At 46.1% G+C, this 25,437-nt stretch carries 23 protein-coding genes; 11 read left to right on the forward strand and 12 right to left on the reverse strand.

All coding sequences use genetic code 11. From position 1 onward, the window contains the following. The first annotated feature begins 4 nt into the window (after positions 1 to 4). The 6 genes from J3P40_RS00275 to J3P40_RS17780 all read left to right on the forward strand — a co-directional run bounded on the left by J3P40_RS00275 (position 5) and on the right by J3P40_RS17780 (position 7,207). Positions 5 to 892 (forward strand): hydroxypyruvate isomerase family protein, encoded by an 888-nt coding sequence (locus J3P40_RS00275; RefSeq protein ID WP_256001848.1) that lies wholly within the window; start codon positions 5 to 7, stop codon positions 890 to 892. 7 nt (positions 893 to 899) lie between these two features. After that, a complete protein-coding gene (locus J3P40_RS00280) occupies positions 900 to 1,772 on the forward strand; it encodes a sugar phosphate isomerase/epimerase family protein (protein WP_256001849.1) in 873 nt (290 codons plus the stop codon). Between the two features lie 209 nt (positions 1,773 to 1,981). Further along, complete coding sequence (locus J3P40_RS00285; RefSeq protein ID WP_256001850.1) at positions 1,982 to 2,974, forward strand: aspartate-semialdehyde dehydrogenase; 993 nt, start codon at positions 1,982 to 1,984, stop codon at positions 2,972 to 2,974. Between the two features lie 77 nt (positions 2,975 to 3,051). Beyond that, on the forward strand, positions 3,052 to 4,458 hold the full coding sequence (dacB, locus tag J3P40_RS00290; protein ID WP_256001851.1) for a D-alanyl-D-alanine carboxypeptidase/D-alanyl-D-alanine endopeptidase: 1,407 nt from the start codon (positions 3,052 to 3,054) through the stop codon (positions 4,456 to 4,458). A gap of 43 nt (positions 4,459 to 4,501) precedes the next feature. Next, complete coding sequence (locus J3P40_RS00295; protein ID WP_256001852.1) at positions 4,502 to 6,412, forward strand: beta-N-acetylhexosaminidase; 1,911 nt, start codon at positions 4,502 to 4,504, stop codon at positions 6,410 to 6,412. Beyond that, positions 6,413 to 7,207: a tRNA pseudouridine synthase A gene (locus J3P40_RS17780; protein WP_256001853.1), complete on the forward strand. Its 795-nt coding sequence runs from the start codon at positions 6,413 to 6,415 to the stop codon at positions 7,205 to 7,207. Here the strand turns inward: J3P40_RS17780 and J3P40_RS00305 are convergent. From J3P40_RS00305 to J3P40_RS00320, 4 genes are read right to left on the reverse strand one after another with little or no spacing between them, the layout of a single operon-like run. Beyond that, a complete protein-coding gene (locus J3P40_RS00305; protein WP_256001854.1) occupies positions 7,179 to 7,700 on the reverse strand; it encodes a shikimate kinase in 522 nt (173 codons plus the stop codon). The two genes, J3P40_RS17780 and J3P40_RS00305, sit on opposite strands and share 29 nt — an antisense overlap. Before the next feature lie 3 nt (positions 7,701 to 7,703). Continuing rightward, entirely contained in the window at positions 7,704 to 8,759 is a 1,056-nt protein-coding gene (locus tag J3P40_RS00310) for an ABC transporter permease (RefSeq protein WP_256001855.1), read from the reverse strand. 5 nt (positions 8,760 to 8,764) lie between these two features. After that, positions 8,765 to 9,916 carry a BT_3928 family protein gene (locus J3P40_RS00315; RefSeq protein WP_256001856.1) on the reverse strand — a complete coding sequence of 384 codons (1,152 nt, stop codon included), beginning with the start codon at positions 9,914 to 9,916 and terminating at the stop codon, positions 8,765 to 8,767. Between the two features lie 9 nt (positions 9,917 to 9,925). Next, a complete protein-coding gene (locus J3P40_RS00320; protein ID WP_256001857.1) occupies positions 9,926 to 10,465 on the reverse strand; it encodes a DUF1599 domain-containing protein in 540 nt (179 codons plus the stop codon). A 94-nt stretch (positions 10,466 to 10,559) separates the two neighbouring features. Between J3P40_RS00320 and folP the strand changes: the two genes are divergently transcribed. From folP to J3P40_RS00335, 3 genes are read left to right on the forward strand one after another with little or no spacing between them, the layout of a single operon-like run. Further along, positions 10,560 to 11,414: a dihydropteroate synthase gene (gene folP, locus J3P40_RS00325; RefSeq protein ID WP_256001858.1), complete on the forward strand. Its 855-nt coding sequence runs from the start codon at positions 10,560 to 10,562 to the stop codon at positions 11,412 to 11,414. 22 nt (positions 11,415 to 11,436) lie between these two features. After that, entirely contained in the window at positions 11,437 to 12,228 is a 792-nt protein-coding gene (gene cdaA, locus J3P40_RS00330; RefSeq protein WP_256001859.1) for a diadenylate cyclase CdaA, read from the forward strand. 22 nt (positions 12,229 to 12,250) lie between these two features. Continuing rightward, on the forward strand, positions 12,251 to 13,003 hold the full coding sequence (locus J3P40_RS00335) for an NUMOD1 domain-containing DNA-binding protein (RefSeq protein WP_256001860.1): 753 nt from the start codon (positions 12,251 to 12,253) through the stop codon (positions 13,001 to 13,003). Between the two features lie 45 nt (positions 13,004 to 13,048). On the opposite strand, the gene J3P40_RS00340 is transcribed toward J3P40_RS00335, so the two are convergent. The 3 genes from J3P40_RS00340 to J3P40_RS00350 all read right to left on the reverse strand — a co-directional run bounded on the left by J3P40_RS00340 (position 13,049) and on the right by J3P40_RS00350 (position 18,816). Then, entirely contained in the window at positions 13,049 to 15,502 is a 2,454-nt protein-coding gene (locus J3P40_RS00340; RefSeq protein WP_256001861.1) for a glutaminase family protein, read from the reverse strand. An 85-nt stretch (positions 15,503 to 15,587) separates the two neighbouring features. After that, positions 15,588 to 18,137: an ABC transporter permease gene (locus tag J3P40_RS00345; protein WP_256001862.1), complete on the reverse strand. Its 2,550-nt coding sequence runs from the start codon at positions 18,135 to 18,137 to the stop codon at positions 15,588 to 15,590. After that, on the reverse strand, positions 18,124 to 18,816 hold the full coding sequence (locus J3P40_RS00350; RefSeq protein ID WP_256001863.1) for an ABC transporter ATP-binding protein: 693 nt from the start codon (positions 18,814 to 18,816) through the stop codon (positions 18,124 to 18,126). Before J3P40_RS00350 ends, J3P40_RS00345 begins: the two co-directional genes overlap by 14 nt. A 129-nt stretch (positions 18,817 to 18,945) precedes the next feature. Between J3P40_RS00350 and J3P40_RS00355 the strand changes: the two genes are divergently transcribed. Together J3P40_RS00355 and J3P40_RS00360 are read left to right on the forward strand one after the other, a co-directional pair. Beyond that, on the forward strand, positions 18,946 to 19,605 hold the full coding sequence (locus J3P40_RS00355) for an arylesterase (protein WP_256001864.1): 660 nt from the start codon (positions 18,946 to 18,948) through the stop codon (positions 19,603 to 19,605). Further along, the gene (locus tag J3P40_RS00360; RefSeq protein ID WP_256001865.1) at positions 19,602 to 20,924 is read left to right on the forward strand and encodes a PQQ-dependent sugar dehydrogenase; all 1,323 of its coding nucleotides are present in this window, start codon (positions 19,602 to 19,604) and stop codon (positions 20,922 to 20,924) included. The genes J3P40_RS00355 and J3P40_RS00360 overlap by 4 nt, the downstream gene beginning before the upstream one ends. An 80-nt stretch (positions 20,925 to 21,004) precedes the next feature. Here the strand turns inward: J3P40_RS00360 and J3P40_RS00365 are convergent, their stop codons facing one another. The 5 genes from J3P40_RS00365 to J3P40_RS00385 all read right to left on the reverse strand — a co-directional run bounded on the left by J3P40_RS00365 (position 21,005) and on the right by J3P40_RS00385 (position 25,325). Next, the gene (locus tag J3P40_RS00365; protein ID WP_256001866.1) at positions 21,005 to 21,415 is read right to left on the reverse strand and encodes a BrxA/BrxB family bacilliredoxin; all 411 of its coding nucleotides are present in this window, start codon (positions 21,413 to 21,415) and stop codon (positions 21,005 to 21,007) included. A gap of 143 nt (positions 21,416 to 21,558) precedes the next feature. Beyond that, positions 21,559 to 22,488: a bestrophin family protein gene (locus tag J3P40_RS00370; protein WP_256001867.1), complete on the reverse strand. Its 930-nt coding sequence runs from the start codon at positions 22,486 to 22,488 to the stop codon at positions 21,559 to 21,561. A 32-nt stretch (positions 22,489 to 22,520) separates the two neighbouring features. Beyond that, positions 22,521 to 23,051: a hypothetical protein gene (locus J3P40_RS00375; RefSeq protein WP_256001868.1), complete on the reverse strand. Its 531-nt coding sequence runs from the start codon at positions 23,049 to 23,051 to the stop codon at positions 22,521 to 22,523. A 212-nt stretch (positions 23,052 to 23,263) separates the two neighbouring features. After that, positions 23,264 to 24,634 (reverse strand): HAMP domain-containing sensor histidine kinase, encoded by a 1,371-nt coding sequence (locus tag J3P40_RS00380; protein ID WP_256001869.1) that lies wholly within the window; start codon positions 24,632 to 24,634, stop codon positions 23,264 to 23,266. After that, the gene (locus tag J3P40_RS00385; protein ID WP_256001870.1) at positions 24,618 to 25,325 is read right to left on the reverse strand and encodes a response regulator transcription factor; all 708 of its coding nucleotides are present in this window, start codon (positions 25,323 to 25,325) and stop codon (positions 24,618 to 24,620) included. The genes J3P40_RS00380 and J3P40_RS00385 overlap by 17 nt, the downstream gene beginning before the upstream one ends. Positions 25,326 to 25,437: the final 112 nt, after the last annotated feature.

A 25,437-nucleotide genomic window follows, 5' to 3' on the forward strand; every position in this document is an offset into this window, starting at 1 on the left:
CAAGATGAATCCAGAGAACAGCAGAAGAACTGCATTGAAAAATATTGTTGCCGGAACTGCCGCCTTAGGTGTTTCGGCAGCATTGCCGGCGCTGGCATTAGATTCAGAAACGAATGCCACCCGGGCTTTGAAAGGAAACGTAAATCATTCTGTATGTCGCTGGTGCTTTGGGGGCGTAGACCTTGACACACTGTGTATCGAAGCAAAAAAGATCGGCATTAAAGCTATCGATCTGGTTGGTCCGAACGATTGGGCGACGCTTAAAAAACATGGTCTTGATTCGTCCCTTTGCAATGGCGCAGAACTTAATCTGGACGACGGATGGAATGATACGAAGTTTCATGCGCAGCTTATTAAAAACTATTCAGAAATGATTCCGAAGGTTGCTGCTGCAGGCTACAAGCAGTTGATCTGTTTTAGCGGGCGCAGACGGGGTAAGGATAATGAGACCGGTTGGAAGAATTGCGTGGAGGGATTGAAGCAAGTATTACCCATTGCCGAAAAGCACAATGTGATCCTTGTGATGGAACTGCTGAACAGTAAAGTAGACCATAAAGACTATCAGTGCGACAATACACCCTGGGGCGTTGAATTGTGCAAACGCCTGGGTTCTGAGCACTTCAAGCTGTTGTACGATATTTATCATATGCAGATCGATGAGGGTAACGTGATCAGTACGATAAGGAATAACCATCAATACATATCCCACTACCACACCGCTGGTGTCCCGGGAAGAAATGAGCTGGATGAAACCCAGGAGTTAAACTACCCTGCAATCATCAAAGCCATTGTTGCGACGGGCTTTAAAGGATATCTGGCACAAGAGTTTCTGCCTAAAAAGCAAGACAAATTCCAGTCGCTTAAAGAAGCTGTTAATATTTGTGATGTTTAATCGATCTATGAACTCCAGAAGAACATTTATAAAGCAAAGCGCTATCGCTTTAGCAGGTGCGGCAATATTACCAGGATTCGCCTGCTCAGCTGCGAAAAATGACGTGGTTGGACTGCAACTCTATACCTTGAGGGATTTGCTGCCTAAAGACGTAAAAGGGGTTATTGAGAAAGTCGCCGCCGCCGGCTACCGGGAGGTAGAAACTTATGGCTACACCGCTGAATCGAAATTCTGGGGGATGGACATTAAGTCTTTCAAATCGCTTCTGGAGGCAAACGGCTTAAAGGCGCCTAGCGGACACTTCGGGCTGGATAATTATATCAAAACGGGCGACACAGAAGAGCTGAAGACGCTGATAGAAGGGGCTGCAGGACTGAATATGTCTTATCTGACCTGTCCTTACCTGGATCAGTCTCTGCGATCGAACGCTGAAGACTACAAACGGGTTGCTGAACGTCTTAACGAGGCAGCAGCACTATGTAAACAGTCGGGCCTTCAGCTTGCTTACCATAACCATGACTTCGAATTTCAGAAGCATGGCGAAAGGACTGGCTATGATATTCTTCTTGAGGAAACAGACAAAGACCAGGTGCAGTTTGAGATGGATCTCTATTGGGTAGTACGTGCAGGACTGGATCCAAAGGATCTATTTGACAAGCATCCCGGACGTTTCGTCATGTGGCATGTGAAAGATATGGATAAGGCGGACAACACGCTTAATACGGAAGTTGGCGACGGAAAAGTGGACTTTAAAACCATTTTTAAACACGCTAAACTTGCAGGCTTGAAACACGCCATCGTTGAGCAGGAAAACTTCTCCATCGATCCTTATGTAAGTATTAAGAAGAGTTTTGATTATGTAGACCGCCAGCTGTTATAAAAACATTAAAACAGAGATAAACAAGGGAAGTGGTCGGAAAGGTCACTTCCCTTTTCGTTTATAATAAGCGCGTTAGGCCATTATATTAGAAAAAATGCTGATATTTGTCCACTTATTATTGAACACTATTCATTAAACTAAAAAACAATTAACCGGGTCATCTGCGAAAAGCCGAGCCCAAACACAATTTAAACAATTATAAAAAAATCATGAAAATCGCAGTAGTAGGTGCAACCGGTCTGGTTGGTACCGTAATGTTAAAAGTATTGGAAGAGCGTAATTTTCCGTTGACCGAATTGATCCCTGTAGCTTCTGAGAAGAGCGTTGGCAAGGAAATTTCTTTCAAGGGTAAGAAGTATGCTGTTGTAAATATGGATACAGCTATTGCGATGAAACCGGACATTGCACTTTTTTCTGCTGGCGGAAGTACCTCTTTGCAGGAAGCGCCACGGTTTGCGGAGGCGGGAACTACAGTGATCGATAATTCATCGGCATGGCGTATGGACCCTGACAAAAAACTGGTTGTCCCTGAAGTAAACGCTGATGTACTTACAAAGGCAGACAAGATCATTGCAAACCCCAACTGTTCGACAATACAGATGGTGGTTGCTTTGAAGCCACTTCATGACAAATATAAAATCAGACGGGTTGTGGTATCTACCTATCAATCGGTGACAGGAACAGGCGTTAAGGCTGTAGACCAGTTGATGGATGAGCGTAATGGTGTTAAAGATGGCCCTAAAGCCTATGCATATGAAATCGACCTGAACGTTATTCCACATATTGACGTATTCCAGGATAATGGATACACCAAAGAGGAGATGAAGATGATATTGGAGACCAATAAGATTATGGGCGACGATAGCATCCGCGTAACCGCTACAACGGTACGCATTCCGGTAATGGGCGGACATTCAGAGTCGGTGAACATTGAGTTCGAAAACGATTTTGACCTTGCAGAGGTAAGAAACATCCTTGAAGAATCGGAAGGCATTATTGTGGTTGACGACATAGCCAACCTTCAGTATCCAATGCCTAAAGATGCGCATGAAAAGGATGAAGTTTTTGTGGGACGTATACGCCGGGATGAGTCTCAGCCTAAAACACTGAACATGTGGATTGTGGCAGACAATCTGCGCAAAGGCGCTGCCACAAATGCTGTACAGATCGCTGAATACCTGGTGAAGAATGACTTAATTTAATTAGAACCAGCGCCGGAATGGTGCGTTAATTGATGCAGGGCTGGAAAACCAGTCCTGCATTTTGTTTTTATAATCTTATGTTTGAAAAACTCCTGACCTCTATTCTTTTTATAGCAGTATTTAACGGTGCTCTTCTGGCGCAGGCTCCTTCGGAGCGCCTTAGGAAAGCTTTTGCTGACTTTGAAAACGACCCGCAAACCAGGCATGCGATCACTTCGATCTGTATTCTTGATGCAAGTACGGGCGACAAAATCTTTGCGAAGAACGAGGACATCGGGCTGGCACCCGCATCGATACTAAAGACCATCACTTCAGCAACTGCCCTGGAACTGTTAGGCCCGGATTTCCGATACAGCACAAGTCTGGTTTATTCGGGAAGCATCAGCGCCGACGGCACATTGCAGGGCGACCTGATCATCAAAGGTGGTGGCGACCCGACCCTGGGCTCCTGGCGTTATCCGAACACGAAGGAAAAGAACATTCTGGACCAGTGGGTAACGGCAGTGAGGCAAGCTGGGATCAGGAAAATAACCGGCCGCATCATCGGTGACGATCTGGTCTGGGGATCGCCACAGACGCCGGATGGCTGGATATGGCAGGATATTGGAAACTACTATGGAGCGGCTGCCTCGGGCCTGAGCTGGAGGGAAAATCAATTTGACATCCATCTGTCAACCACCGGCGGCAAAGTGTCGGTAACCCGCATTGTACCGGAAATGCCTTACATCCGGATCGTCAATGAGATCTCAAGCGGAGCAAGGGGTTCCGGGGATCAGGTGTATGCCTATCTCCCACCGCTGTCGAATACCGCCTATTTGCGCGGTACCTGGGCTTCAGGGATCGCAAAGTCAGGAATTTCAGTGGCATTGCCCGAACCGGCTTATGATGCTGCGCTGCGGTTGCGGGACACCTTGAGCCGGTTGGGTATTCCGGCGACGGGGGATCCGAGTACCGGAAGGCGCCTCACTTTAGCAGGGAAAAAAATTCCGGCTGCTGGAAGAGCGCTGGTAACGCTGAACTCCCCTTCCTTAGCGGATATTGTTTATTTGTTCAATCAGAAAAGCATTAACCTGTACGGCGAGCATCTGATACGTACTCTAGCCTGGAAAGCCGGTAAAAAGGCTACAACGGCAGCTGGCGTTGACTTAATTGTAAACCATTGGGTTGGCCGGGGCGTGGCGCGCGGCTCGTTAAAGATGCTTGACGGAAGCGGCCTGAGTCCGGCGAACAGGGTGTCGACCGCCGCAATGGCTACGGTTCTGTACCGGGCGCAATCAGCGCCTTGGTTTACAGACTTTTTAAAGTCGCTGCCTCTGAATAATGGTATGAGGTTGAAAAGTGGAACCATTAGCGATGTATTAGCTTATGCAGGATATCATACTACCGGTGCCGGTCGCAAATACGTTGTCGTTATTAATGTAAACAACTACTCAGGATCTGGTATTAAAAGCAAACTATTTGCAGTTCTTGATGCATTGAAGTGAAGGGTTCGGAATTTATGACTATTTTTACGAATTACGTGACATTATGAAAAAACTCCTTATCCTTGCTTGTCTCTTAACGCTGGCTTTTCAAAGTAATGCACAGACAAAGCCTGAAATCGCCATTATACCTGAACCTGTATCTGTTACTAAGCTGGAAGGTTACTTTATATTGCCTGAAAACGTTGTGATACAGTCGCCCGCGCTCCCTGAACTAAAACAGGTGACGGCGTTTTTACAGGAGCGTTTTTCTAAACCAACGGGCAGTTTTGTTTCGGTGGTACAGCACGCAGAGCGACCGGTTATTGTGCTGGAACTGAATAACCGGGCCAACCCGGCGCTGGGCGATGAAGGTTACCAACTTAATGTGACGCCTGAAAAGGTTACCATCAAAGCCAATAAAGCGGCTGGATTATTTTATGGCGCGCAAAGCCTGATACAGCTTTTCCCAGCGGAAATTGAAAGCATGGAAAAAGTGACGAATGTGGACTGGCAGGCACCCTGCGCAGATATAACGGATTATCCGAGACTAGGCTGGCGTGGACTTATGTTTGATGTTTCCCGTCATTTCTTCACCAAGGAAGAGGTTAAACAGTATATAGACGCGATGGTTAGGTATAAATACAATATCCTTCATTTGCATCTGGCCGACGACGAAGGATGGCGTATTGAAATTAAAGGGCTTCCCAAACTTACTGAAGTAGGTGCCTGGCGGGTTAAACGCGTTGGTGAGTTTGGTTATTTTGCTCCACCTGCGGCAGACGAGCCGAGAGATTACGGAGGCTTTTATACACAGGATGATATCCGGGAGCTGGTGCAGTACGCACAGGAGCGTTTTGTGAATATTTTGCCTGAAATCGATGTGCCTGGGCATAGTCTGGCAGCTATTGCAGCCTATCCGGAACTTTCCTGCACTCCGGAAGCCGTCAATTACCGTGTGCGGTCGGGTGAACAGATTATGGACTGGTCGAGAGGCGCGCCACCGATAGCGTTGGTAGACAATACACTATGTCCGGCAAACGAACGCGTTTACAGCTTCCTTGACACGGTGGTCACGCAGATCGCAGCGTTGTTTCCCTTCCAGTATATACATATGGGTGGCGATGAAGCGCCGATAAATTTCTGGCAGAAGAATGAACAGATCAAAGCGCTTATGAAACGTGAAGGCTTGCGCAACATGCATGAAGTTCAGGGATATTTCACGAAACGTGTTCAGAAGATCGTAGAATCAAAAGGGAAAAAATTCATCGGATGGGATGAAATACTGGACGGGGGTATGCCTCCCAGTGTAGCGGTAATGAGTTGGCGCGGCATGAAATACGGTTTGGATGCAGCGAAGAAGAAACACGAAGTAGTGATGAGTCCGACTACCTATGCTTATCTGGACTACATGCAGGCCGACCCGATTACAGAGCCTCGTGTGTATGCTTCACTCCGCCTGAGCAAATCCTATGAATTCGATCCGGTTCCCCCGGGTGCTGATATACGCTATATTAAAGGTGGTCAGGGTAACTTGTGGACCGAACAGGTTTATAATATTCGCCAGGCCGAATACATGACCTGGCCACGTGGATTTGCTATAGCTGAGTCTGTTTGGTCGCAGCCAGAGAAAAAAAACTGGAAGAATTTTTTTGGCCGGGTTGAGCAGCACTTTAAACGCCTGGACGTAGCTGAAACGAAATATGCACCCAGTGTTTACGATCCGATCTTCAACGTAAGCAGGTCGGCTGATAAGCAATTAATGATTGAACTAAGTACCGAAGTGGAAGATCTCAGTATTCATTACAGCTTTGACAACTCTTTCCCTGACTACTTTTATCCGAAATACACCGAAAAACTAACGGTTCCGAAAGAAGCCTCCACGCTTAAAGTGATTACTTACCGTGGCAAACAGCGCGTTGGACGCATGATGGTTATGCCTGTTGAGGAACTAAATAAGCGAGCTGGGAAGAAATAAGTGAGGTATTTTTTTCATATTGGCTATAACGGACTCCGTTATAGCGGATGGCAAAAACAGCCAGGTCTGCCAAACATACAGGGCGTGATTGAACAGGCGCTTAGTGATATCTTTAAAACCAGAATTGAGGTAGTTGGGTGCGGACGTACTGATGCTCACGTACATGCTACCCAGTTCTTTTTTCACGTTGACCTGCCGCAATCCTGGGACTTTGACCTGGTATTTCGAATAAATAAAATATTGCCGGTAGGCATTGCGGTGTTCGACATTATCCCTGTGGCAGAAAACCGCCATGCGAGGTTTGATGCGGTACTCCGGTCTTACGACTACTTCATGCACTTCTACAAAGACCCTTTCCTGAATGGATTGAGTTCTTTCTACCTGTTGGACAACCTGAAGTTTGACGAGATGAAAAGAGCAGTAGGATTGCTACCTTTCTATAAAGACTACCGATGTTTCTGTACTGGCCCGGACAAATATGAGCATACAATCTGCAATGTGATGTCTGCAACGCTCGCAATAGATCCGAGGGGCGACAAATTACGCTTTCATATCTCGTCTAACCGCTTTCTCGCAAAGATGATCAGGATTATTATGGGTCAGTTACTTAAGATTGGCCGGGGCTCGCTCAGTGTTGACGAATTTCAAAGCTATCTTGTGACCAGGAGCATACCAAAGTTTCTGGATCCTGCACATCCTCAGGGTCTATATCTTTCGAAGGTGACTTACCCGTATCTTAACCTCCCTGCTCGTACCGATTTTTCGCTTATCTCCGCCTCTTCTGAGTGGCGTTAAGGACGATTTGCTTACAATCCTGCACATCAAAATTGAGTCCGTTGAGGACGACCTCTGCCCGTTTATAAAATGGCTCGCGCTCAAGTAGCTTTTGCTGGATGAAACTTATCAGTTCTTGCTGACTTAGATTCCTGATCAGGGGCCGTTTGTCTTTGCCACGCTCTAATCGTTTTGCGAGGGCCGACGGCGTCATCTCAATATAAATGGTCAGCCCGTTTGATATCATCCAATTCATGTTGTCGGCATAGCATGGTGTGCCGCCACCCGTCGCTACTATCGCATTTGGCGGGAAATTAAATGTTTTCAACAACATGCTTTCCAGTTCCCTGAAAGCATGTTCTCCGTGAGCATCGAAATACCCTGCGATAGATTCATTGGCAAGCTTTTCAATCTCTGCATCAAGATCAATAAATGCGTACTGCATCGCCGCGGCGAGCTTACGTCCGTTGGTGCTTTTGCCACACCCCATGAAGCCTGTCAAAAAAACAATCATTGTTTATACCAGTTTTACCCTTGGATCAGCAAAGGCATATAATATGTCGGATAAGATATTAATTACGATGAACACAAGAGAGATAAATAATATGGACCCCATGACCACCGGAAAGTCAGACATTTCAAGCGCGGTGACCGTCGCACGTCCTAGTCCATTGTATCCGAAGATGTATTCCACGAAAAACGAACCTGCGAGTAAGGATGCAAACCAGCCGGAAATTGCAGTGATCACCGGATTAATGGCATTGCGAAGTGCATGCTTCAAAATAATCGTTAATCGACCGAGTCCCTTAGCCTTGGCTGTGCGTATATAATCCTGAGAAAGCACGTCGAGCATAGTACTTCTGGTAAGCTGTACAATAACTGCCAAAGGACGAAGGGCAAGTGTGATCATAGGAAGCCAGAGGTTGTGCAGCGTCATTATTTCCCCTTGGAAAGGATCGTAACTGTATAGACTGCCCGACATGCTTAAACCGGTATACTCCCTTAGCACAAAACCAAAAAGCCAGGCAATGATAATACCGGCAAAAAAGGACGGAGAAGAAATACCTATGATGGCAAATCCGTTCGCCGATCTGTCTATCCAGGTGTCTCTATTAACTGCGGAAAGCACGCCCAAAAATACGCCTGTAACTGTAGCAAGTAACATTGCAGCTGAAGCCAGCACTATGGTATTGGGAACTGTTTCTGCAAGGATGGTGGTTACTTCACGTTTGGTTTGATAGGAGCGCCGAAGGTATGGAACTTTAATAACGAGTACCTTCCTGCCGACTTCCACGGATGCCAGGAGGGTATATTTCTGGATGTCGGCATGGCTGTTGTCGTGAACGCTAACTGGCGAAAGGTCGTTTATGTATAAAAGAAATTGGGTGCCGCGCGACTGGTCTAATCCGAATTCTTTACGCACTGCTTCCAGCGATTGGACATCGGCGCGCTGACCCATTGTCATCCGGGCCGGGTCGCCGGGCAAAATGTTAAAAAGTATAAAGACAATGATAACCACACCCGTCATCACGGCAAATCCATAGGAAATTTTATGGAGGGTATAACGTATCATCAGGACTATTTAGCAAAATACTCCCGTGAGAGCTCGTCGAACGATGGAACCGCACTATGATGCCATTTGTTTATAACAACACCGTTCTTAAGTAGCATCACTCCTGGATTTGCCCTGACCATGCTTTTCAGTGGTACCGCATCGGCATAAAACACCTCCATAAAGAGTTTCATTCGTTTGCTGTAAGCGTCTGCGGTCTGCGCAGCCGCTGAGGTTAGCATTACAGTACGAATATGAAACTGCTCTGCTGCATTTAACGATAATGCGTTCAAGTTCCCCATGGCAGTTTCATTTGTTGCACTCAGATCGTATGCCACCACGACCAGGTTATAATAGGGGTTCTCGATCAATTCTTTTGTATAGTCTGTGCCCGAAGCATCAGTAATCATGAGGTCACGAATCTTCGGCTTGAAGCCCTCTTTAACTAACCGGCTTTCGGGATCGCCGACGATCTCCCAGTTTTCATCCTGCCATATCCCGGTTTTAAGGTAATCCTTGTCATTTATTACTTTCTCCTCACCGGTTGCTTTGTTTTTCATCTTGTAGGTAATCTCGTACTCGTCTGGTACGGCGCCCGCAGGAATTTTCATCAGTTCCGGTAGATTAGCACCGACCTTATAAGGGAGAAAGTCTATTACAGGCAGACGGTTGTAGGTGTAAAGACTGAATCCCAGCGAAACGAGCAGAACAATAAGAAATGTTACCTTCTGCCCGGAGGAACTGTTGGTAACAGGCCGAATAGCATCAGCATACCGGAACAGATAAACGATAAGGACAAGCAACACAACATCCTTGGTGAAAGATTGCCAAGGCGTGAGAGGGATTGCGTCCCCGAAGCAGCCACAGGATGTCACTACTTTAAAGAAAGCGGAAACAAAGGTTAGAAATGTAAAAAAAACTATGACGAGCAATAGACCCAGCGTGACCTCCTTGCGCCAGAACCCAAGCAGCAGCAAAGCCCCCAGCACGACCTCGAACACACAAAGCATGATGGCAATTCCGGTTGCCCAGCCGCTAAGGAAAGGCATATGGAAAACTTCAAAATATTCTTGAAGTTTATATCCGAAGCCAAGCGGATCATTGGCCTTAATCAGGCCGGAGAATATAAATAGCGTTCCAACAAATATTCGTGAAAGATTAAGCGCGATTCTTTTCATGCTTTGATTTTATTTAAGTCCCAGCCTTATTAATGCAAATACTGCATAGTTGAGCATATCCTGATAGTTAGCGCTTACTCCCTCCGAAGCAAGCGTTTTACCCTGGTTGTCCTCAATCTGCTTGACCCGCAAGATTTTCATCAGGATCAAATCGGTGAGTGAACTGATGCGCATATCGCGCCAGGCCTCACCATAGTCATGGTTCTTTGCGAACATTAACGCTTTGGTTTCCCTCACTTTCTGATCAAACAATTGTTCCACTAAGGCAGGTTCGAGTTCATACGGATCTTCCGGTCCCAGCTCAAGTTGCATCATTCCTATGATACAATAATTCACAATGCCAATGTATTCGTCTGTTACACCATCGCCTACCTTGGATACCCCTGTCTCTTCAAGCGTACGAATGCGCTGTGCTTTAATAAAAATCTGATCTGTGATTGACGCCGGCCGCAAAATGCGCCAGGCTGTCCCATAATCATAAGTCTTTTTTAAAAACAACGACCTGCAAACCGCTGTTACTGAATCATATTCCTGTGAAGTATTCGCCACGAAAACCAATTATAATATTAAATTTAAGCCAGTATATCGCTGTAACGCCTGTTACCAAGATATAGAACTATTTATATAAGTTTGTACAACGACAATGGCTAAAGATACATTTTTAAACGCAAAACGTACACTAAACATAAGAGGCAGGCTGGTGGATCTGAGTACCCCAGCGGTCATGGGAATTCTCAACCTGACACCAGATTCCTTTTATGGTGAAAGCCGAGTAGCTACCGTTGAACAAGCACTGCTCCGTACGGAAGCTTTTGTAAATGAAGGCGCAAGCTTCATTGACATCGGCGCCTACTCTTCCAGGCCTGGTGCTGTTGAGGTACATAGTGATGAGGAAGTAAGCCGGCTGACACCTGTTGTGGAAGCTATCGTTAAAAGATTTCCTGATGTTGTGATATCAGTGGATACGTTCCGTTCGAAGGTGGCCCGGGAAGCTGTGCAGGCCGGCGCACACCTGGTCAACGACATATCCGCCGGCGATCTTGATGAAGCTATGTTTGCTACGGTGGCAGACTTAAAGGTCCCATACATTATTATGCACATGCGTGGTAACCCCCAAACTATGCAAACGCTTACAGACTATAAAGATCTGAATCTTGAACTGATAGATTATTTTTCGGCACGCATTGCAAAACTGAAATCGCTCGGGGTGAACGATATCATGATTGATCCCGGGTTTGGATTTGCTAAGACTACAGACCAGAATTATGAACTTCTTAACCGCTTGGAAGACCTGCATATATTCGGCCTTCCGCTCCTTGTAGGCGTTTCACGAAAAGGCATGATATATAAGCTGCTCGGAGGCTCGGCGGGAGAAGCGCTTAATGGCACAACCGTTGTAAACACTATCGCCCTATTGAAGGGAGCCACAATATTGCGGGTGCACGATGTAAAAGCCGCATCCGAATGTATCGCTATTGTTAAAAACATGAAGAAATAATTATTTTCACTAACTTGCATCGATGAACGGCTTTGACTTCGACTTTCTAAAGGTGACGGTAACTGATATCGTGGATATCATATTTGTAGCTCTGCTGATCTATTATTTATACAACCTGATCAAGAACACCATTGCCGTAAACCTGCTCTTGGGTATGTTTATCGTGGTGCTAATCTGGTTTGCCGTAAGGCAACTTGATATGAGGCTGCTTACTGCCATTATTGAGAAGTTTATGAGTGTAGGCATCATCGCGCTCATTGTGATTTTTCAGCCTGAAATTAGGAGATTCCTCCTTTTGATAGGAAAAAACACTTTTCTGCAACAAAATAAGGCTTGGTGGGGTTATCTGTTCGGAAGTAAGAACATTGAGCGCGACAACCTGATCCGGATTAAACCCATTATTGATGCGTGTAAGAGCATGAAAAAATCGAGGACCGGAGCACTGATGGTTTTTGTAAAATTTTATGATGATCAATTATTTGCCAATAGCTGCGAGGTAATCGATTCGAAGATATCAAAACGTTTACTGGAGAGCATATTTCAGAAGTACAGTCCGCTGCACGATGGTGCCGTTGTAATTGCCGAAAACAAGATCAAAAGCGCAAGTTGTATACTTCCGCTTACGGACAATGACAAATTACCTCCCCAGTTTGGGCTTAGACACCGGGCAGGCATCGGAATTTCTGAAACAACGGATGCTGTTGCCGTTATTGTTTCTGAGGAGACCGGCGAAATTGCTTACGCTAAACAGGGCCGTGTACGCATGAATGTTTCCTTTGGTGAACTTGAGAAACTGCTCAATAAAGATTTTTAACATAATTACGCTAATCAAAACAGTGAAAAAGAACGAACACACGATCAGCCGCTATAGCCTTTCGGGGAAACTGCTCGAAACTTACCCAAGCGCAAAGGCGGCCGCAGAGGCTTTTAATGGCCTCCATCAGCACATCTCGGCGGCTGCGAGCGAATCAAAAAGAGCTTATACCGCTTATGGCTATTTATGGAGGCGCGGCAATGATGAGGAGATAGACCTGAAACCAATTCTCAGAGAAAAGTGGTTCGGCCCCTCACCACTATCCAGTCAACAACACACCGTGGGCCAGTACGATTTAGAAGGAAATCTGATCCGCACACACCTTAATTCGAAAGAGGCGGCCAAATCCGTGGGGGTCCATTACAATGGCATTCGCGATGTCATAAAGGGTCGCGGGCTTACCTATGGGGGATATGTGTGGAGCAAGGTCATTAAAAAGAAAATTAAGGTTAATCCTCAGATTGCGGCGAACAGTCGAGTGATATCTCAGTACGACCTTAACGGACGGTGGATCCGATCTTTTAAAAGCGGGCTGGAGGCTACCAAAGAAACGGGGATTGACAATGGTGCGATTTCCAATTCTATAAAGGGCGTTACGCTTTCTGCGGGAGGTTACCTCTGGCGCAAGGGCCAGCAATTACGCATCAATGTCAATGAGTTGCGCAGACATCCACATTTTGAAAGTTCAAGGCTACAGCGTCATATGCAAGCCAAAAAGTCGGCAATTACGCAAAGGACTAACAAGCGAATTGAAATGGCGGACACGGAACAGTGATAAAAAAAGAGAGGGGACAATCGGCTGGATCGTCCCCTCTCTTCTTTATTTTCCAAGTTTATCGTATAGCATTTTGATAAAAAACCCTCCGACAACACTCCTCGCAGTGAAGTTCTGCCGCCGCGCATCTTTGGTTTCGTGCCAATCACTGATCGGGACACGATCGGGTGTTTCAAGCGCGTATTTGTACACCGGCGCTACCAGCGCTTCAAAGTCCTGCCTGTTATCGGCCAGTGTGGCTGTCCATGTGATCCAGTCAGACTTGGTGTAAGTACGGCGGCTATCCAGCGGCAAGCCGTACTTCAATTGTTTACCTAAGTAAAAGCTGATCTCCTTCGTGTACACCTCTTTGGGGAAGAGGCCAAGACTCAATACCTTGTCCCAAACCAAATTGTACTTCTGGCTCCATGTGTTTTTATCATCGAAAGTCAACGCATAATGATCGCCTGCGTCTGCAAGCTGCATCCACTTCCCTGCCATCTCCTTGGCCATAGCTGTGTACTTCTGTCCAAGTGCCTTTTCGCCGAGCATTTCTGCCATCATACCGTACCCTCCAAGTGCGACAATAGCTTTTACAGATAAGTTTGCGTTTCGAGCCAGATGGCCCGCAAAATCGTCTGTCGACAATTGGTTCGCAGGATCAAGTCCTTTCTCGCTCAGGTATTCGGCCCACGTGCTTAATGTTTTCCAATGCTTTCGTGCATATTCAGCGGTCCCTTCGGCTTTTGCGATGGCAGCGGTCAAAATTAACATGTTTCCTGATTCCTCTACAGGCATGTCTTCTCCGTAGGTCTGACCATTGGCCAGCGGATATGTCCCTAAATCATGTGCGGCGAAGGGCTTAGTCCATTTCCCGCTTTCACTATAATAAAAGATACCATTCAACATCCCTTTCAAAAGATCCGGGTTATACATCAAAAACAAGGGCGCCGACGGATAAGTCACATCCACGGTGCCGATTGATCCGTTGCTAAAGTTTTCCTTTGAAAGAAACAACAGTTCGTTTTCCGGCCCTTTAACCAGTTTATGTGCGGTGATGGCCTGGCGGTAGCCTATTTCACAAAGTTCTGCGTATGCTTTGCCCCCGCTGTTCATGGCATCAGCGTACATCTTCTTATCAAAGGCTGCACAATTACTCATCAAGGATTTATAATCTTTTGCAGCAATTGCCAGTTGGTTCTCGATTGTCTCCTTCCCGTCGCTATTCCACCAGGGGCGAAGGTTTTTCCCAAAATACTGCAATGAATAGACATCGTCATAGCCAAGCATAATAAACTGTTCCTTAGCTGTAGCACCGACCTTCCCCATTGGGATTAAAGTGTTCAGCACCAGTTTTTCGCCAGTTAACGCATCGGGCGATGCGGCCGGCTTCGCCCGTAAGATATTCATGGCTTCTGTAGCTGTACTTATGCTTTGAACACTTCTGTAAGCGGAGGGGACTGCGACATACATATAGCCCCAGTCTATCCGTACATCATCGCCAGCACGCTGCAGCATGGGCTGAGCAATTGTACCAGCGCTCAAAATATCCAGTTCAGTCTTCCGATATTTACGCGCGCGGACTTCCTGGGTTGGGCTATGCACGGCAACATTGGTTGACGCTCCAAAATATAGTTTCACCTGATGGTTCAAACCATCATTTGCCTTAACGCTTGCAGATATGTAAGATACGGGGCGGGAAAGCAGATCCAAACGATCCATAAGCTGCGGCGACGTGAAGGTTAACTTAAGATTTATTTTACCGCAGACAAACTCATAAATCGTTTGCGTAGCATTCAGGTCAACGCTCTTAGGCGTGGCGTTAACAATTTTAAGTACATCCTTTGCCGCTGGCTCTTCTACCAGACCGGCATCCAGGAAGGATGGCCCGCCGGTATTAACCGCATGGATAGCTAATATATTCTTTCCTTTTTTAAGCGTCTTCCTGATTGCATCAGCGATTGGTGTGTATACAAACTTGCCTTCCAGTTCAGACTTACTGTAAATCTCCTTTCCGTTCAGATAAACTGTAGCTTTGTCGTCATGCCTGATCTGCAGAAACAGCTTATTCGATCCTACATTCGCAGCATCAAAGCTGCGTCTAATCCATATCTCGTCTTTCTTCCAGGGTGTTTTCGCCTGCGCACGCTCACTGCCTGCGGGGCTAAGGGCGGACTTCCACATATTATCGTCAAAGTCTACACTCATCCAGTTTTCGGCAGGCTTATCTTCCGTATATAGCTGCTGCATAGGGCGCTCGTCGGCAGACGGTAGTATGGCTTTATAAATTTTCTCTGGCTTGCCAAGAAAACTATAAAGTTTTCCGTCTACACTAAGTATACCGGTTAGAGACTGTGTGGCGCCGGTCCAGTGCATAGTCGTACTGGCGTTAAGCGAATCGGAGGGTGACCAAATACTAAAATAGGGGTCGTGTGTAATGAGGGGGTAAGCCGGAGCCTTACGTTCCTGCGCAAATACGGTTCCGCAGAGCAACAGGGCCAAGAACAAAAATCTTTTCATATTGGATTATTAATGCGTTCAATAACCCGCAAAATAAGAACTTTATCCGTGTTAAAGGCATTGACTCCGATTTATTCCCAATAAATCAGCGTTTCAAGGCGGCCCGGCTACTGACCAGGCCCGTAATTACGACGATAGATGTGATAATGAAAAAGAATGCCGCTATTACTGTACCTGATGGTTCAAATGCCGCGTCGAAAACATATACAGCCAGCGCCCAGCTTCCGCAAAGCGCTAGAAACATCCCTGCGCCGGTCGCTACGATGCCGAGGAAAAGATATTCTACTGCCGTTATAGCAAGGATTTGTCTGCTGCTCGCTCCAAGCGTCCGAAGCAACAGGCTCTCCTTGGTACGCTGGGCTTTGCTTGTTAATACAGAAGATATCAGCACGATCCAACCAGTTGCCATGCTAAAACCTGCCATAAATCTTATCACAAAGCTGATCTTCGAAAGCAAATCATCAAGTACCTGCAGAATTAGCTTAAGATCGATAACGGAGACGTTCGGGAAAGCCCGAACAACAGCAGCCTGGTATGCTGCCGAGCGTTCGCTAGTGGGTACACGCGTCATCAGTACATGAAATTGAGGGGCATCTTCAAGTACCCCCTGTGGAAATACGACGCGAAAGTTAGTTTGCATCCTGGCCCAGTTTACCTCCCGAAGACTTCCCACGATCGTCCGCACGAGCACACCTTGTACATTAAATACGACTGTGTCACCAACATCAACCTGTATGCGCCTTGCATAGTTTTGTTCAAAAGAGACCCGCGGTATGCTGTCGGCAACACCGGCCCAAACGCCTTTAGTGATGCGTTCAGCTTCCGTTAGCTTCGACTGAAACGTCACGCGCAGTTCACTACTGAAGGCGCGCTCTGAAGGCTCCCGACCTCCAGGTTTTTTGCCAGGCAAACTATCTGAGACGGACAAATCGGCCGCGGTTTTTCCATTAATTTCATCGATTCTGAGGGTAACTATTGGTACCTGATTCATCACGGGCAACCTATGGGCACGGGTAAGTTGGGCCACAGGCTCTTTCTGTTCGCTCTGAATGTCAAACAATACCATGTTAGGCTGACTATCGCCAGCCGCGACTGTTACTCGCTTTATCAAAATAGCCTGAACCAAAAACAACAGACCAATAAATGCCGCAGATAATCCGATTGACACCGTTAACACCATAGTTTGATTCCCTGGGCGATATAGATTTGCAAATCCCTGCCGCCACAGATAGCTAAAACTTTGAGGCAATAACTTACGCAACAGCCACATTAACAGTTTGGATAACGTATACAAAAGCAAAAAGGCCAGGGATATTCCGAATGTAAAAATAACCGCCTCCAGCCAACCACCCATCTGCAGGTAGGTGAACCAGAAAATAAAGCCCAAAATAACAACGTAAACCAGCCAAACGAACGGATCTGCCCCGGGAGACTTGCGTTCATAAGACATCCGGATTGCGTTCAACGGGGATATATGACGCACCGCAAGTAGTGACGGCAAAGCAAAAAGTATAGAAACCACGGTACCTAAAAGCAGACCCTGCCAGATCGCCGGCCAGCTCAACTGCATATGTAGTTCCACCGGCAGAAAATCCTTCAAGACCGCCGGGAGTATAAACTGCAAAAGAGTGCCAAGCAAGCAGCCGATTACCGCACTGAGAACTCCTATAAAGCCAATTTGTATCAAAAATATCTGAAATGCCTCCGAAGACTTCACGCCCATACACCGTAAGGTAGCAATCGCACCCAACTTTTCGCGGATGTAGACATGTATTGCACTTCCGACGCCGATACAACCTAACAAAAGGGCAACGAATCCGGACAAGGCCATGAAGCGGTTCACATCCTTGAAGGAACGCCCAGTCTCTGCTTTTCTTGAAGCTACCGTTTCAGCATCCAGGCCGTATTTATCCAGATCTGGCTTAAGCTCCTTAACGAGTTGTTCGGCTTCCTCCGGGTTGTCGAGTTTTATGTAGTATTTGTAGGTAATGCGACTTCCAATTTCAGTAAGCCCGGTGGCCTGTAAAAACCGAAGGGGTATATAAACTACAGGTGCTACTGTTGAAGACACGCCCGTCTGTCCCGGAACTTTCTCGAGGGCTCCCTTGATCACAAAGTTTAGTGCACCGACCTTTATGGAATCTCCAACAACAGCATTATACTGAAGCATCAGCGTTTTATCCACCAAAGCGCTTTTTGTTGAATCCTGAAAGTCTGCCGCCGCATGTGCGGGTATCGTTTCGATAGCCCCGTAATATGGGTACTTGCCTTCCAGGGCGCGAATCTGAACCAGGCGACTACCGCCATCTTTGATAAAATACACCATGGATGCAAAGCTGCGTTCGAAAGAACGATCTGAACCGAGCGTATCCATGAGTGCCTTTGTTCCCTTTCCCGGTGCTGCATTCCCATCCAGCACCAGATCGGCACCGGTAAGTTCCAGGGCTTGGCGCTCAATATCTTTGGTAAGGTTGTCCCTGAAGGAGTAGACTGCCACAAGCGCTGCGATACCAAGTACAATTGCAGCCACGAAAAGAAGGAGACGCGACCGGTTACGGCGACTGTCACGCCAGGCCATCGTCATTAGCCAGGCTATCCCAGCCGATTGCCGCTTTATGATTCTATCGGCCGGCATACACATCTGATTGGATGGTTCCGCTTTTCATCTTTATAATTCTGGAAGTCTTAGCCGCAAGTTCAAGGTCATGCGTCACGATAACCAATGTTGTTCCGGCCTCACGATTAAGGTCAAAAAGCATATCTTCTATCCTGGCCCCGGTCTCCCCGTCAAGATTACCCGTCGGCTCGTCGGCAAACAGTAAAGCGGGTTTGTTTGAAAAAGCCCTCGCAAGTGACACACGTTGCTGCTCGCCGCCCGACAATTGTACGGGGTAGTGATGGGAACGATCGGAGAGACCTACTTTGCCCAGCAATTCCATTGCACGTGTCCTGATATTCTTTTGTCGGCGCAATTCCATAGGCACCATTACGTTTTCTAAAGCAGTTAGCGTAGGCATAAGCTGAAAATTTTGAAAGATGAAACCAACGTATTGATTTCGTAATGTGGCGCGTTGGTCTTCGCTAAGACCATCAAGCAAAATGCCATTTAGGGTTACGCTTCCAGAGCTCGCCCTGTCCAGCCCCGCACACAGACCTAATAAGGTCGTTTTGCCACTACCAGAGGGGCCTGTAATAGCCACTGTAGTACCCCTTTCAATCTGAAATGATACATCACTTAAAACGGTGAGCGCTTTGCCTGCGCTTGTATATCTCTTACTTATATTGTTAACGTCTAGAATGAACTGGTCGGACATGAAAAAAGTTTTAAACTTAACCGGAAGCTTACTGTTTAAATATATGAGGTTAAACAAGTAAGCGGTAGTTTAGATTTATATTTTACAGATATGTTACGGAAACAAGTTTTCATAATAGCAGCAATAACTATGACATTAAGCAGTTGTGGCAATGAGCAAAAACAAAACGCCGAGGATGGACAATCCCAGGCACGGCCATCCGAAGCGGCCGTGATAGCCACCGAAGTGCCGTCGGGAGTACAGAATGTTCTCTTTTTCGGCACTAGTCTGACCGCTGGATATGGGCTGGAAGATCCAAAGCAGGCCTACCCGGCCCTGATACAGCGGAAAATCGATTCCGTTGATCTGAAATACAAAGTGATCAATGGTGGTTTGAGCGGAGAAACATCGGCCGCAGGCAAAAGCCGGATCGATTGGCTGCTTAAGCAACCGATTAGCATCTTCGTGCTGGAACTTGGTGCGAACGACGGTCTGCGCGGCATCCCCGTCAGGGAAACGGCAGCAAATCTACAGGCCATAATAAATAAGGTGAAAGAAAAATATCCGCAGGTTAAGCTGGTTATGCTGGGAATGCAAATGCCACCGAACATGGGCGAAAAATACACGTCCGAATTTAGAAAGATGTTCAATGATATCGCCGCAAAAAACAATATGACCTATGTTCCTTTCCTTCTTGAAGGCGTGGGAGGCGTTGCGCGCTTAAACCAACAGGATGGTATCCATCCTACCGATGAAGGCCAAAAGATACTGGCGGAAAACGTATGGAAAGAACTTAAAAATGTGTTATGAATAAAATAATGGTTTTTAGTGCGGCGACTTTGCTCATGGTCGCTTGCAATAGTGAAAAGGGCAAAGAACAACAGGGTGACAGTGCCGCTTCTGATACTGCGGGGACGTTGACTTCGAACTTGTCACTTCCCAAACCTGACACCACGGCTTCTAAAACTAAGTTCAGCAAAGTAATAGGCTGGCCATCCGACAAAACACCCGCGGCGCCTGCGGGCTTCAGGGTAAGCGCTTTTGCTACCGGTCTGAAAAGCCCGAGAAACATTTATGTTGCTTCAAACGGCGATGTATTCGTTGCTTTATCCAACTCAGAAAGGTCGGTAAAAGAAAAGGTAGCCAATGCAATAAGTGGTAAAGCAAAAGCAGAGGTTGCCGGAGAAAGTGCAAACACCGTTGTTTTGCTGAGGGACACTAACCGGGACGGCATTCCGGAGTTGAAAACAAATTTCATTACAAGTTTAAATCAACCCTACGGGATGCTCATTATAGACAATTTTTTCTATGTGGCCAATACAGATGGCCTATATCGGTATCCGTATAAACAGGGCGATACGCAGATCAATACCAAAGGAACGAAAGTCCTTGGGCTTCCTGCCGGTGGATATAACAATCACTGGACGCGTAATATTGTTGCCAATTCCAACAACAGTAAAATCTATATTTCCGTCGGTTCGGGCAGCAATGTAGGTGAAAACGGGATGGAGCACGAGAAGCGACGCGCGGCAATATTAGAGGTTAATCCGGACGGCACAGGCGAGGTAATTTATGCAGGCGGACTAAGAAATCCGGTAGGTATGGATTGGGCACCAGGAACATCAACACTATGGACCGCAGTGAATGAACGGGACGGCCTTGGCGATGACCTGGTACCGGATTACATCACAAGTGTAAAGAGAGGAGGATTTTATGGTTGGCCCTATGCTTATTTTGGCAAACATGAAGATCCAAGATGGAAAGGCCGGCATCCTGAGATGGTGGCTAAGAGCCTGGTACCTGATCTTGCGGTTGGATCGCATACCGCATCACTTGGCCTTCATTTTTACAGAGGAAACAAGTTTCCCTCCAGATATCGCGATGGTGCCTTTATAGGGCAGCATGGCTCCTGGAACCGATCGGAATTATCTGGATACAAAGTTACCTTCGTTCCATTCAAAAATGGCAGGCCGCTAGGCCCTATGGAGGATTTTTTAACAGGCTTTATTGCGGACGCTCAGGAGGGTGATGTTTATGGCCGGCCTGTGGGCATCGCCATGATGAAGGATGGTTCTTTGCTCGTTGCTGACGATGTGAGCAGCACTATTTGGCGGGTAGCATCACGCTAATCACTCGCTTCTAGGTGCTGGAACCTAAAAAGTCCTCCTTTTTTCGAAAAGGAGGACTCAAAATTATCATAGCCTGTCTACTAGCAGTACTGTTCAAAAGCTCCGATAAGGCTATCGGCAATCATCTGCGCGGGACGGCCTTCAATCTGATGACGTTCAATCATATGGACTAGCCTTCCATCTTTAAACAACGCCATTGAGGGCGATGACGGTGGAAATGGAACCATATAACCTCTGGCACGATCTACTGCATCTTTTTCCATTCCCGCAAATACAGTTACCAAACGATCGGGGTGTTTGGCATTCGCCGCAGCTACCTTGGCAGCGGGCCGTGCATTTGCGGCTGCGCAACCGCATACAGAGTTGACTACCACAAATACGGTACCGGGGGTAGTTATTGCCTGATCTACCTGCTCAGGTGTCTTCAATTCCTCAAAACCTACATTTGTAAGTTCTGCACGCATGGGTTCTACTAAATATTCAGGATACATATCTTCAGTTTTTATGGCAAAGATACTGCACGGCAGGATAGCATCAAAACAGGCAACGGACGGCACGCCAGTTTTGACCTTCTGATTACGGACAGGCAGAAGTTGTGGCGCACCGTCAGTGTTGCCACGCCCCAGAATTTAGCCTAGAGTATGTAATACATTTTCGCTGGTTTATGCATCGTGCCCGACAATTTCTCATCCTGACGATAACTTTCCTTAAGCATTTGCTTCAAGTCGCGCTCTATTGTCTGACATATGGTCGTTGTTGGCGTATCTGTTGGTTTGTTTTCAAACGGATCCTGCAGATGGATAGCCATTTTTTCGATAAGGAAGAAAGAAGAAGCAATGGCAATAACAAGCGGTAGCGTGGCAAATCCGAAAAATTCAATTAGACCAAAGGGCAAAAGCATTACAAAGAGTATGAGAGAGAAATGAATATACATACTATATGTTACAGGAAATACCGTATTCTTGATCCTTTCGCATCCCCCCATCTGATTAGAAAATGCTGTGAGCGTCTTATCGATCTGTACCTGCTGATAACTGTTTATCCACCCCAGCTTTAATGCATGGCGTATATCGCTTCCCTGCAACTCCAGAAGGCCAACCGGAACGTTTGTATAACGCTTTAATGACTGTATGTCGTCGTTTGAGACTAAGCGCTCCAAGCCAGGTAGAGAATCCTGTCCGCGGAGATGACGGCTTAATGCGCAGCACCAAGCTACCTGCCGTTTTGCCAGCCGCTCACAGAAGGCTTTTTCGTCTTGTTGATCACCAACACCATCCACAAAAGTGAGTAATTGCCGCACAAGTGTCCGACTGTCATTAACAATGCCACCCCAAATAGTACGTGCTTCCCACCATCGGTCGTATGCCTGATTGGATTTAAAGGCTAGTAGCAGCGATATGACGGTACCTAGAATTGTTGGAACGGCAATAGGAATTGATATGCGCGTCATGTGGAAGTTTTCATAAAAAAAGGTGATGAGCGCAACATAGATGGTCACGCCAATAACTTCTTTCTTGACCTTCCCTAAGATATATTGAATCGGGATATTCTTTTTTAATAGCATAAGTAGGCAATTTTATTGTGAGTGTTTAATGCTTAGGCTATTTGCTCTTCATAAACAGCTGATTTCTCTGGCAGGTCGGCCAAGCCCGATAGCGATGTATATTCATCGCTATCTATAAGCGCCTTATTCGTGCGCTCAACCTGCTTTGCTGTACGCAGCAAAGGAAGGCCGCAACGCGTAACAAGCTGCCCAGGTTCCACACTGAATTTATTCAATTTGCCACAAACCCATAAATCAGGATGTAGGACATTCGTAATGCCGTTAGCCTCGATAAAATTTTTGAACACACTTATCGTACTGCCGTAAAAGAACTCAATGCGTAAATCAACCAGGTTAGGGACTTGCTTTCTTAGTTTTTCACAGGCGGTATAAAACTCATCACTTATATACTCGTACTCCCGTGATCTTCGTGAGAGCAACAGCAGTTCGCTAATGGAATCAGATAATCGAAAAAGGTGCACAAACAAGACTGCTACTGTTTCGTCTTGCCTACCTGAACAAAGATCAGGAACATGTCGAAGAGAATCAGTGCTAAAATCGGTTGGAATTAGGATTGTTTTCATAGTCAGTAATTTTAAGTGTAACTCTAAATGCTTGTACACAATATTACCTCATTGCTATTAGGACAAACTAAGACAAAAATTAAAATTCCGTTAGAAAAAGGAACATAATACCTAGGAACACCAGGAATCTCATAGCTTCAAGGAATAAAACCGCAGAATTTCCATAAATTTTTAATAAATATTAGAATTTCATTAGAAAACGTTCTCAGGTTTTAGCAGAAGGATCGACAAACGGGCAGAATAATCTGCATTTCCGTGCCAACTTCCTCTTCCGAACGAATACCAATAGATCCGTTATGAAGACGTATAATATTCAGTGTTAGCGGAAGGCCGATTCCATGCCCTTGAAAGTGTCCGGTATTTGATGCCCGAAAAAAAGGTTCAAAAATGTACTGCTGCTCCTTAAGGGGTATGCCAATTCCTTTGTCGGTTACCGCAATAGCGATTCGCTCGTTTTCAGCAATGATCCTGATTTCAACAGGTTGATTATTGGAATATTTACAAGCGTTAATCACGATGTTGCTGACGGCTAGTTGTAGCAGGTTAACATTGCCCTCCGTGCAGAGCTTTTCTTCTTCTCCCGGCAATAGAGAAAAATCTATATGGATTACACTGTCAGGTACAATTTTCTTCACGGAGTCTGCAACAGTAAGCACGAGCTCGTCAATGCGAATTTTTTGCCAGTTTTGCTTTTTTCCGTCAAAACCCGTCTGCGCAAGACCGAGTAAGCTGGTGATAATGTGCCCGAGCTTTTCTGCATGAGCAAGTGCGCGATTCGCAGATACACGCGTATCATGATCAAGATCCCGCCTTGAAAGCATCAATTCCAGTTCCGCCGTGATTATAGCGATTGGCGTTTTCAGTTCATGTGATGCATTGCTGACAAAGTTATTTTGCGTAGCAAATGCTGTTTCAAGGCGGTTAAGCATATTATTAAACGTCAGCACAAGTTCAGACATCTCGTCTTTTCCATCCAGCTCATTAAGTCTGAGGTGCAGGTTATTTGCTGAAATATTCTTTACGTTCCTGATAACGGCGGTCAGCGGCCGCACCATATAGTGAGAAAAGATCTTACCTGCCACATATGTAAGCAGCACCGAAACGCCAAAGAGAACGATCAATGCTCTGCGCAGAACTTCCAGCTCATGAAATCCTGACGGATCAGAAGCGGACACCACAACAATGTAACGGCTTGAATTCTTGTTAAACAATCGCCCATAGTAAAACATATTATCACGGCTAAACCGCGCTGTACCATTTTCAACTATATTTTTGTAGAAATAGGGAGGAAGACCTATAGAGTTTTTGAAGTCCGGATTTTCTAAAGAATCAATTTTGAAAACATAATTTTTCTCATCTTCCATCTTTTCAAGGTAACGCGCCCGCATCTCTGCATAATCCGCAGAGCGTTCATCTGGATGAATGCTTACTTCAGCTGTAAGTTTGGATCGGGTATCCAAACGTTTATAAAAATCCTCGAAATTGAAGTCTGAGACGAAATAAAAAATAGCATAATGGAATACCAGTAAGCCAGCCGTGCCGATACAAAAAAATAGAAGTGTGATCTTAGTTTGGATTTTCATTGGGCATTTCCAGCTTTACAATATACCCCATACCAAAGACCGTGTGAATGATTTTACCAACCGGACTGTTGTCAATCTTCTTGCGGAGGTAGTTGATATATACATCTACCACGTTCGTACCCATGTTAAAATCAATGTCCCAGACATTCTCCAATATCTGAATTCTGGAAAGTACCTTGTTTTGATTCTTCAACAGGTATTCCAGCAGGCGATATTCCGTAGCGGTTAAACTGATTTGCTGACCGTCGCGCAAGGCTGTCTTAGACACCGTATTGACCTCTATACCTCCAAGGGTAATGGTATCTGACGAAATATGATTATACCTGCTTCGACGAATCAATGTTCGCATCCTGGCTATTAGCTCTACCAGCTTGAAGGGCTTTACCATGTAGTCGTCAGCTCCGCTATCCAAACCTGTGACAATGTTTTCCGTGCTCCCCAGGGCGGTAAGCATAAGTATTGCAATACTGCTGTTTCTTTTCCTGATCTCCCGGCACAACTGAATTCCATTAATGCCCGGCAACATAATATCCAGAATCACCAGATCAAAATGATGCTTGAGAACCATCGCCAGCCCGGTGTCGCCGTCAGCAGCGACGCTCATTTCCACTCCCTCACCCTCAATTCCTCTCAATATTACCGACACCAGTTCCTGAGTATCTTCAATAAGTAGCACTTTGCTTCCAACCATACTACGCTGAAAATAGAATTTGTGGAGCTAAAACCGGTACATCGAAATACACTTTACTTTCAAATGACGAAACGATGCTAGCCGGAAATATGTTAAACTGACTTGCCCATGC

The sequence above is a fragment of the Pedobacter deserti genome, assembly GCF_024436415.1.
Taxonomy (GTDB): Bacteria; Bacteroidota; Bacteroidia; order Sphingobacteriales; family Sphingobacteriaceae; genus Pedobacter; species Pedobacter faecalis.

What these genes read in the sequence shown, in the direction of transcription:
- J3P40_RS00360 (WP_256001865.1), top strand. Translation starts at nt 19,602, where the DNA reads ATGAATAAAATAATGGTTTTTAGTGCGGCGACTTTGCTCATGGTCGCT.
- J3P40_RS00315 (WP_256001856.1), bottom strand. Translation starts at nt 9,916, where the DNA reads ATGAAAAGAATCGCGCTTAATCTTTCACGAATATTTGTTGGAACGCTA.
- J3P40_RS00385 (WP_256001870.1), bottom strand. Translation starts at nt 25,325, where the DNA reads ATGGTTGGAAGCAAAGTGCTACTTATTGAAGATACTCAGGAACTGGTG.
- J3P40_RS00365 (WP_256001866.1), bottom strand. Translation starts at nt 21,415, where the DNA reads ATGTATCCTGAATATTTAGTAGAACCCATGCGTGCAGAACTTACAAAT.
- J3P40_RS00380 (WP_256001869.1), bottom strand. Translation starts at nt 24,634, where the DNA reads ATGAAAATCCAAACTAAGATCACACTTCTATTTTTTTGTATCGGCACG.
- J3P40_RS00280 (WP_256001849.1), top strand. Translation starts at nt 900, where the DNA reads ATGAACTCCAGAAGAACATTTATAAAGCAAAGCGCTATCGCTTTAGCA.
- J3P40_RS00375 (WP_256001868.1), bottom strand. Translation starts at nt 23,051, where the DNA reads ATGAAAACAATCCTAATTCCAACCGATTTTAGCACTGATTCTCTTCGA.
- J3P40_RS00310 (WP_256001855.1), bottom strand. Translation starts at nt 8,759, where the DNA reads ATGATACGTTATACCCTCCATAAAATTTCCTATGGATTTGCCGTGATG.
- J3P40_RS00305 (WP_256001854.1), bottom strand. Translation starts at nt 7,700, where the DNA reads ATGATTGTTTTTTTGACAGGCTTCATGGGGTGTGGCAAAAGCACCAAC.
- J3P40_RS00370 (WP_256001867.1), bottom strand. Translation starts at nt 22,488, where the DNA reads ATGCTATTAAAAAAGAATATCCCGATTCAATATATCTTAGGGAAGGTC.
- J3P40_RS00275 (WP_256001848.1), top strand. Translation starts at nt 5, where the DNA reads ATGAATCCAGAGAACAGCAGAAGAACTGCATTGAAAAATATTGTTGCC.
- dacB (WP_256001851.1), top strand. Translation starts at nt 3,052, where the DNA reads ATGTTTGAAAAACTCCTGACCTCTATTCTTTTTATAGCAGTATTTAAC.
- J3P40_RS00350 (WP_256001863.1), bottom strand. Translation starts at nt 18,816, where the DNA reads ATGTCCGACCAGTTCATTCTAGACGTTAACAATATAAGTAAGAGATAT.
- J3P40_RS00285 (WP_256001850.1), top strand. Translation starts at nt 1,982, where the DNA reads ATGAAAATCGCAGTAGTAGGTGCAACCGGTCTGGTTGGTACCGTAATG.
- J3P40_RS00295 (WP_256001852.1), top strand. Translation starts at nt 4,502, where the DNA reads ATGAAAAAACTCCTTATCCTTGCTTGTCTCTTAACGCTGGCTTTTCAA.
- J3P40_RS00355 (WP_256001864.1), top strand. Translation starts at nt 18,946, where the DNA reads ATGACATTAAGCAGTTGTGGCAATGAGCAAAAACAAAACGCCGAGGAT.
- folP (WP_256001858.1), top strand. Translation starts at nt 10,560, where the DNA reads ATGGCTAAAGATACATTTTTAAACGCAAAACGTACACTAAACATAAGA.
- cdaA (WP_256001859.1), top strand. Translation starts at nt 11,437, where the DNA reads ATGAACGGCTTTGACTTCGACTTTCTAAAGGTGACGGTAACTGATATC.
- J3P40_RS00340 (WP_256001861.1), bottom strand. Translation starts at nt 15,502, where the DNA reads ATGAAAAGATTTTTGTTCTTGGCCCTGTTGCTCTGCGGAACCGTATTT.
- J3P40_RS00345 (WP_256001862.1), bottom strand. Translation starts at nt 18,137, where the DNA reads ATGCCGGCCGATAGAATCATAAAGCGGCAATCGGCTGGGATAGCCTGG.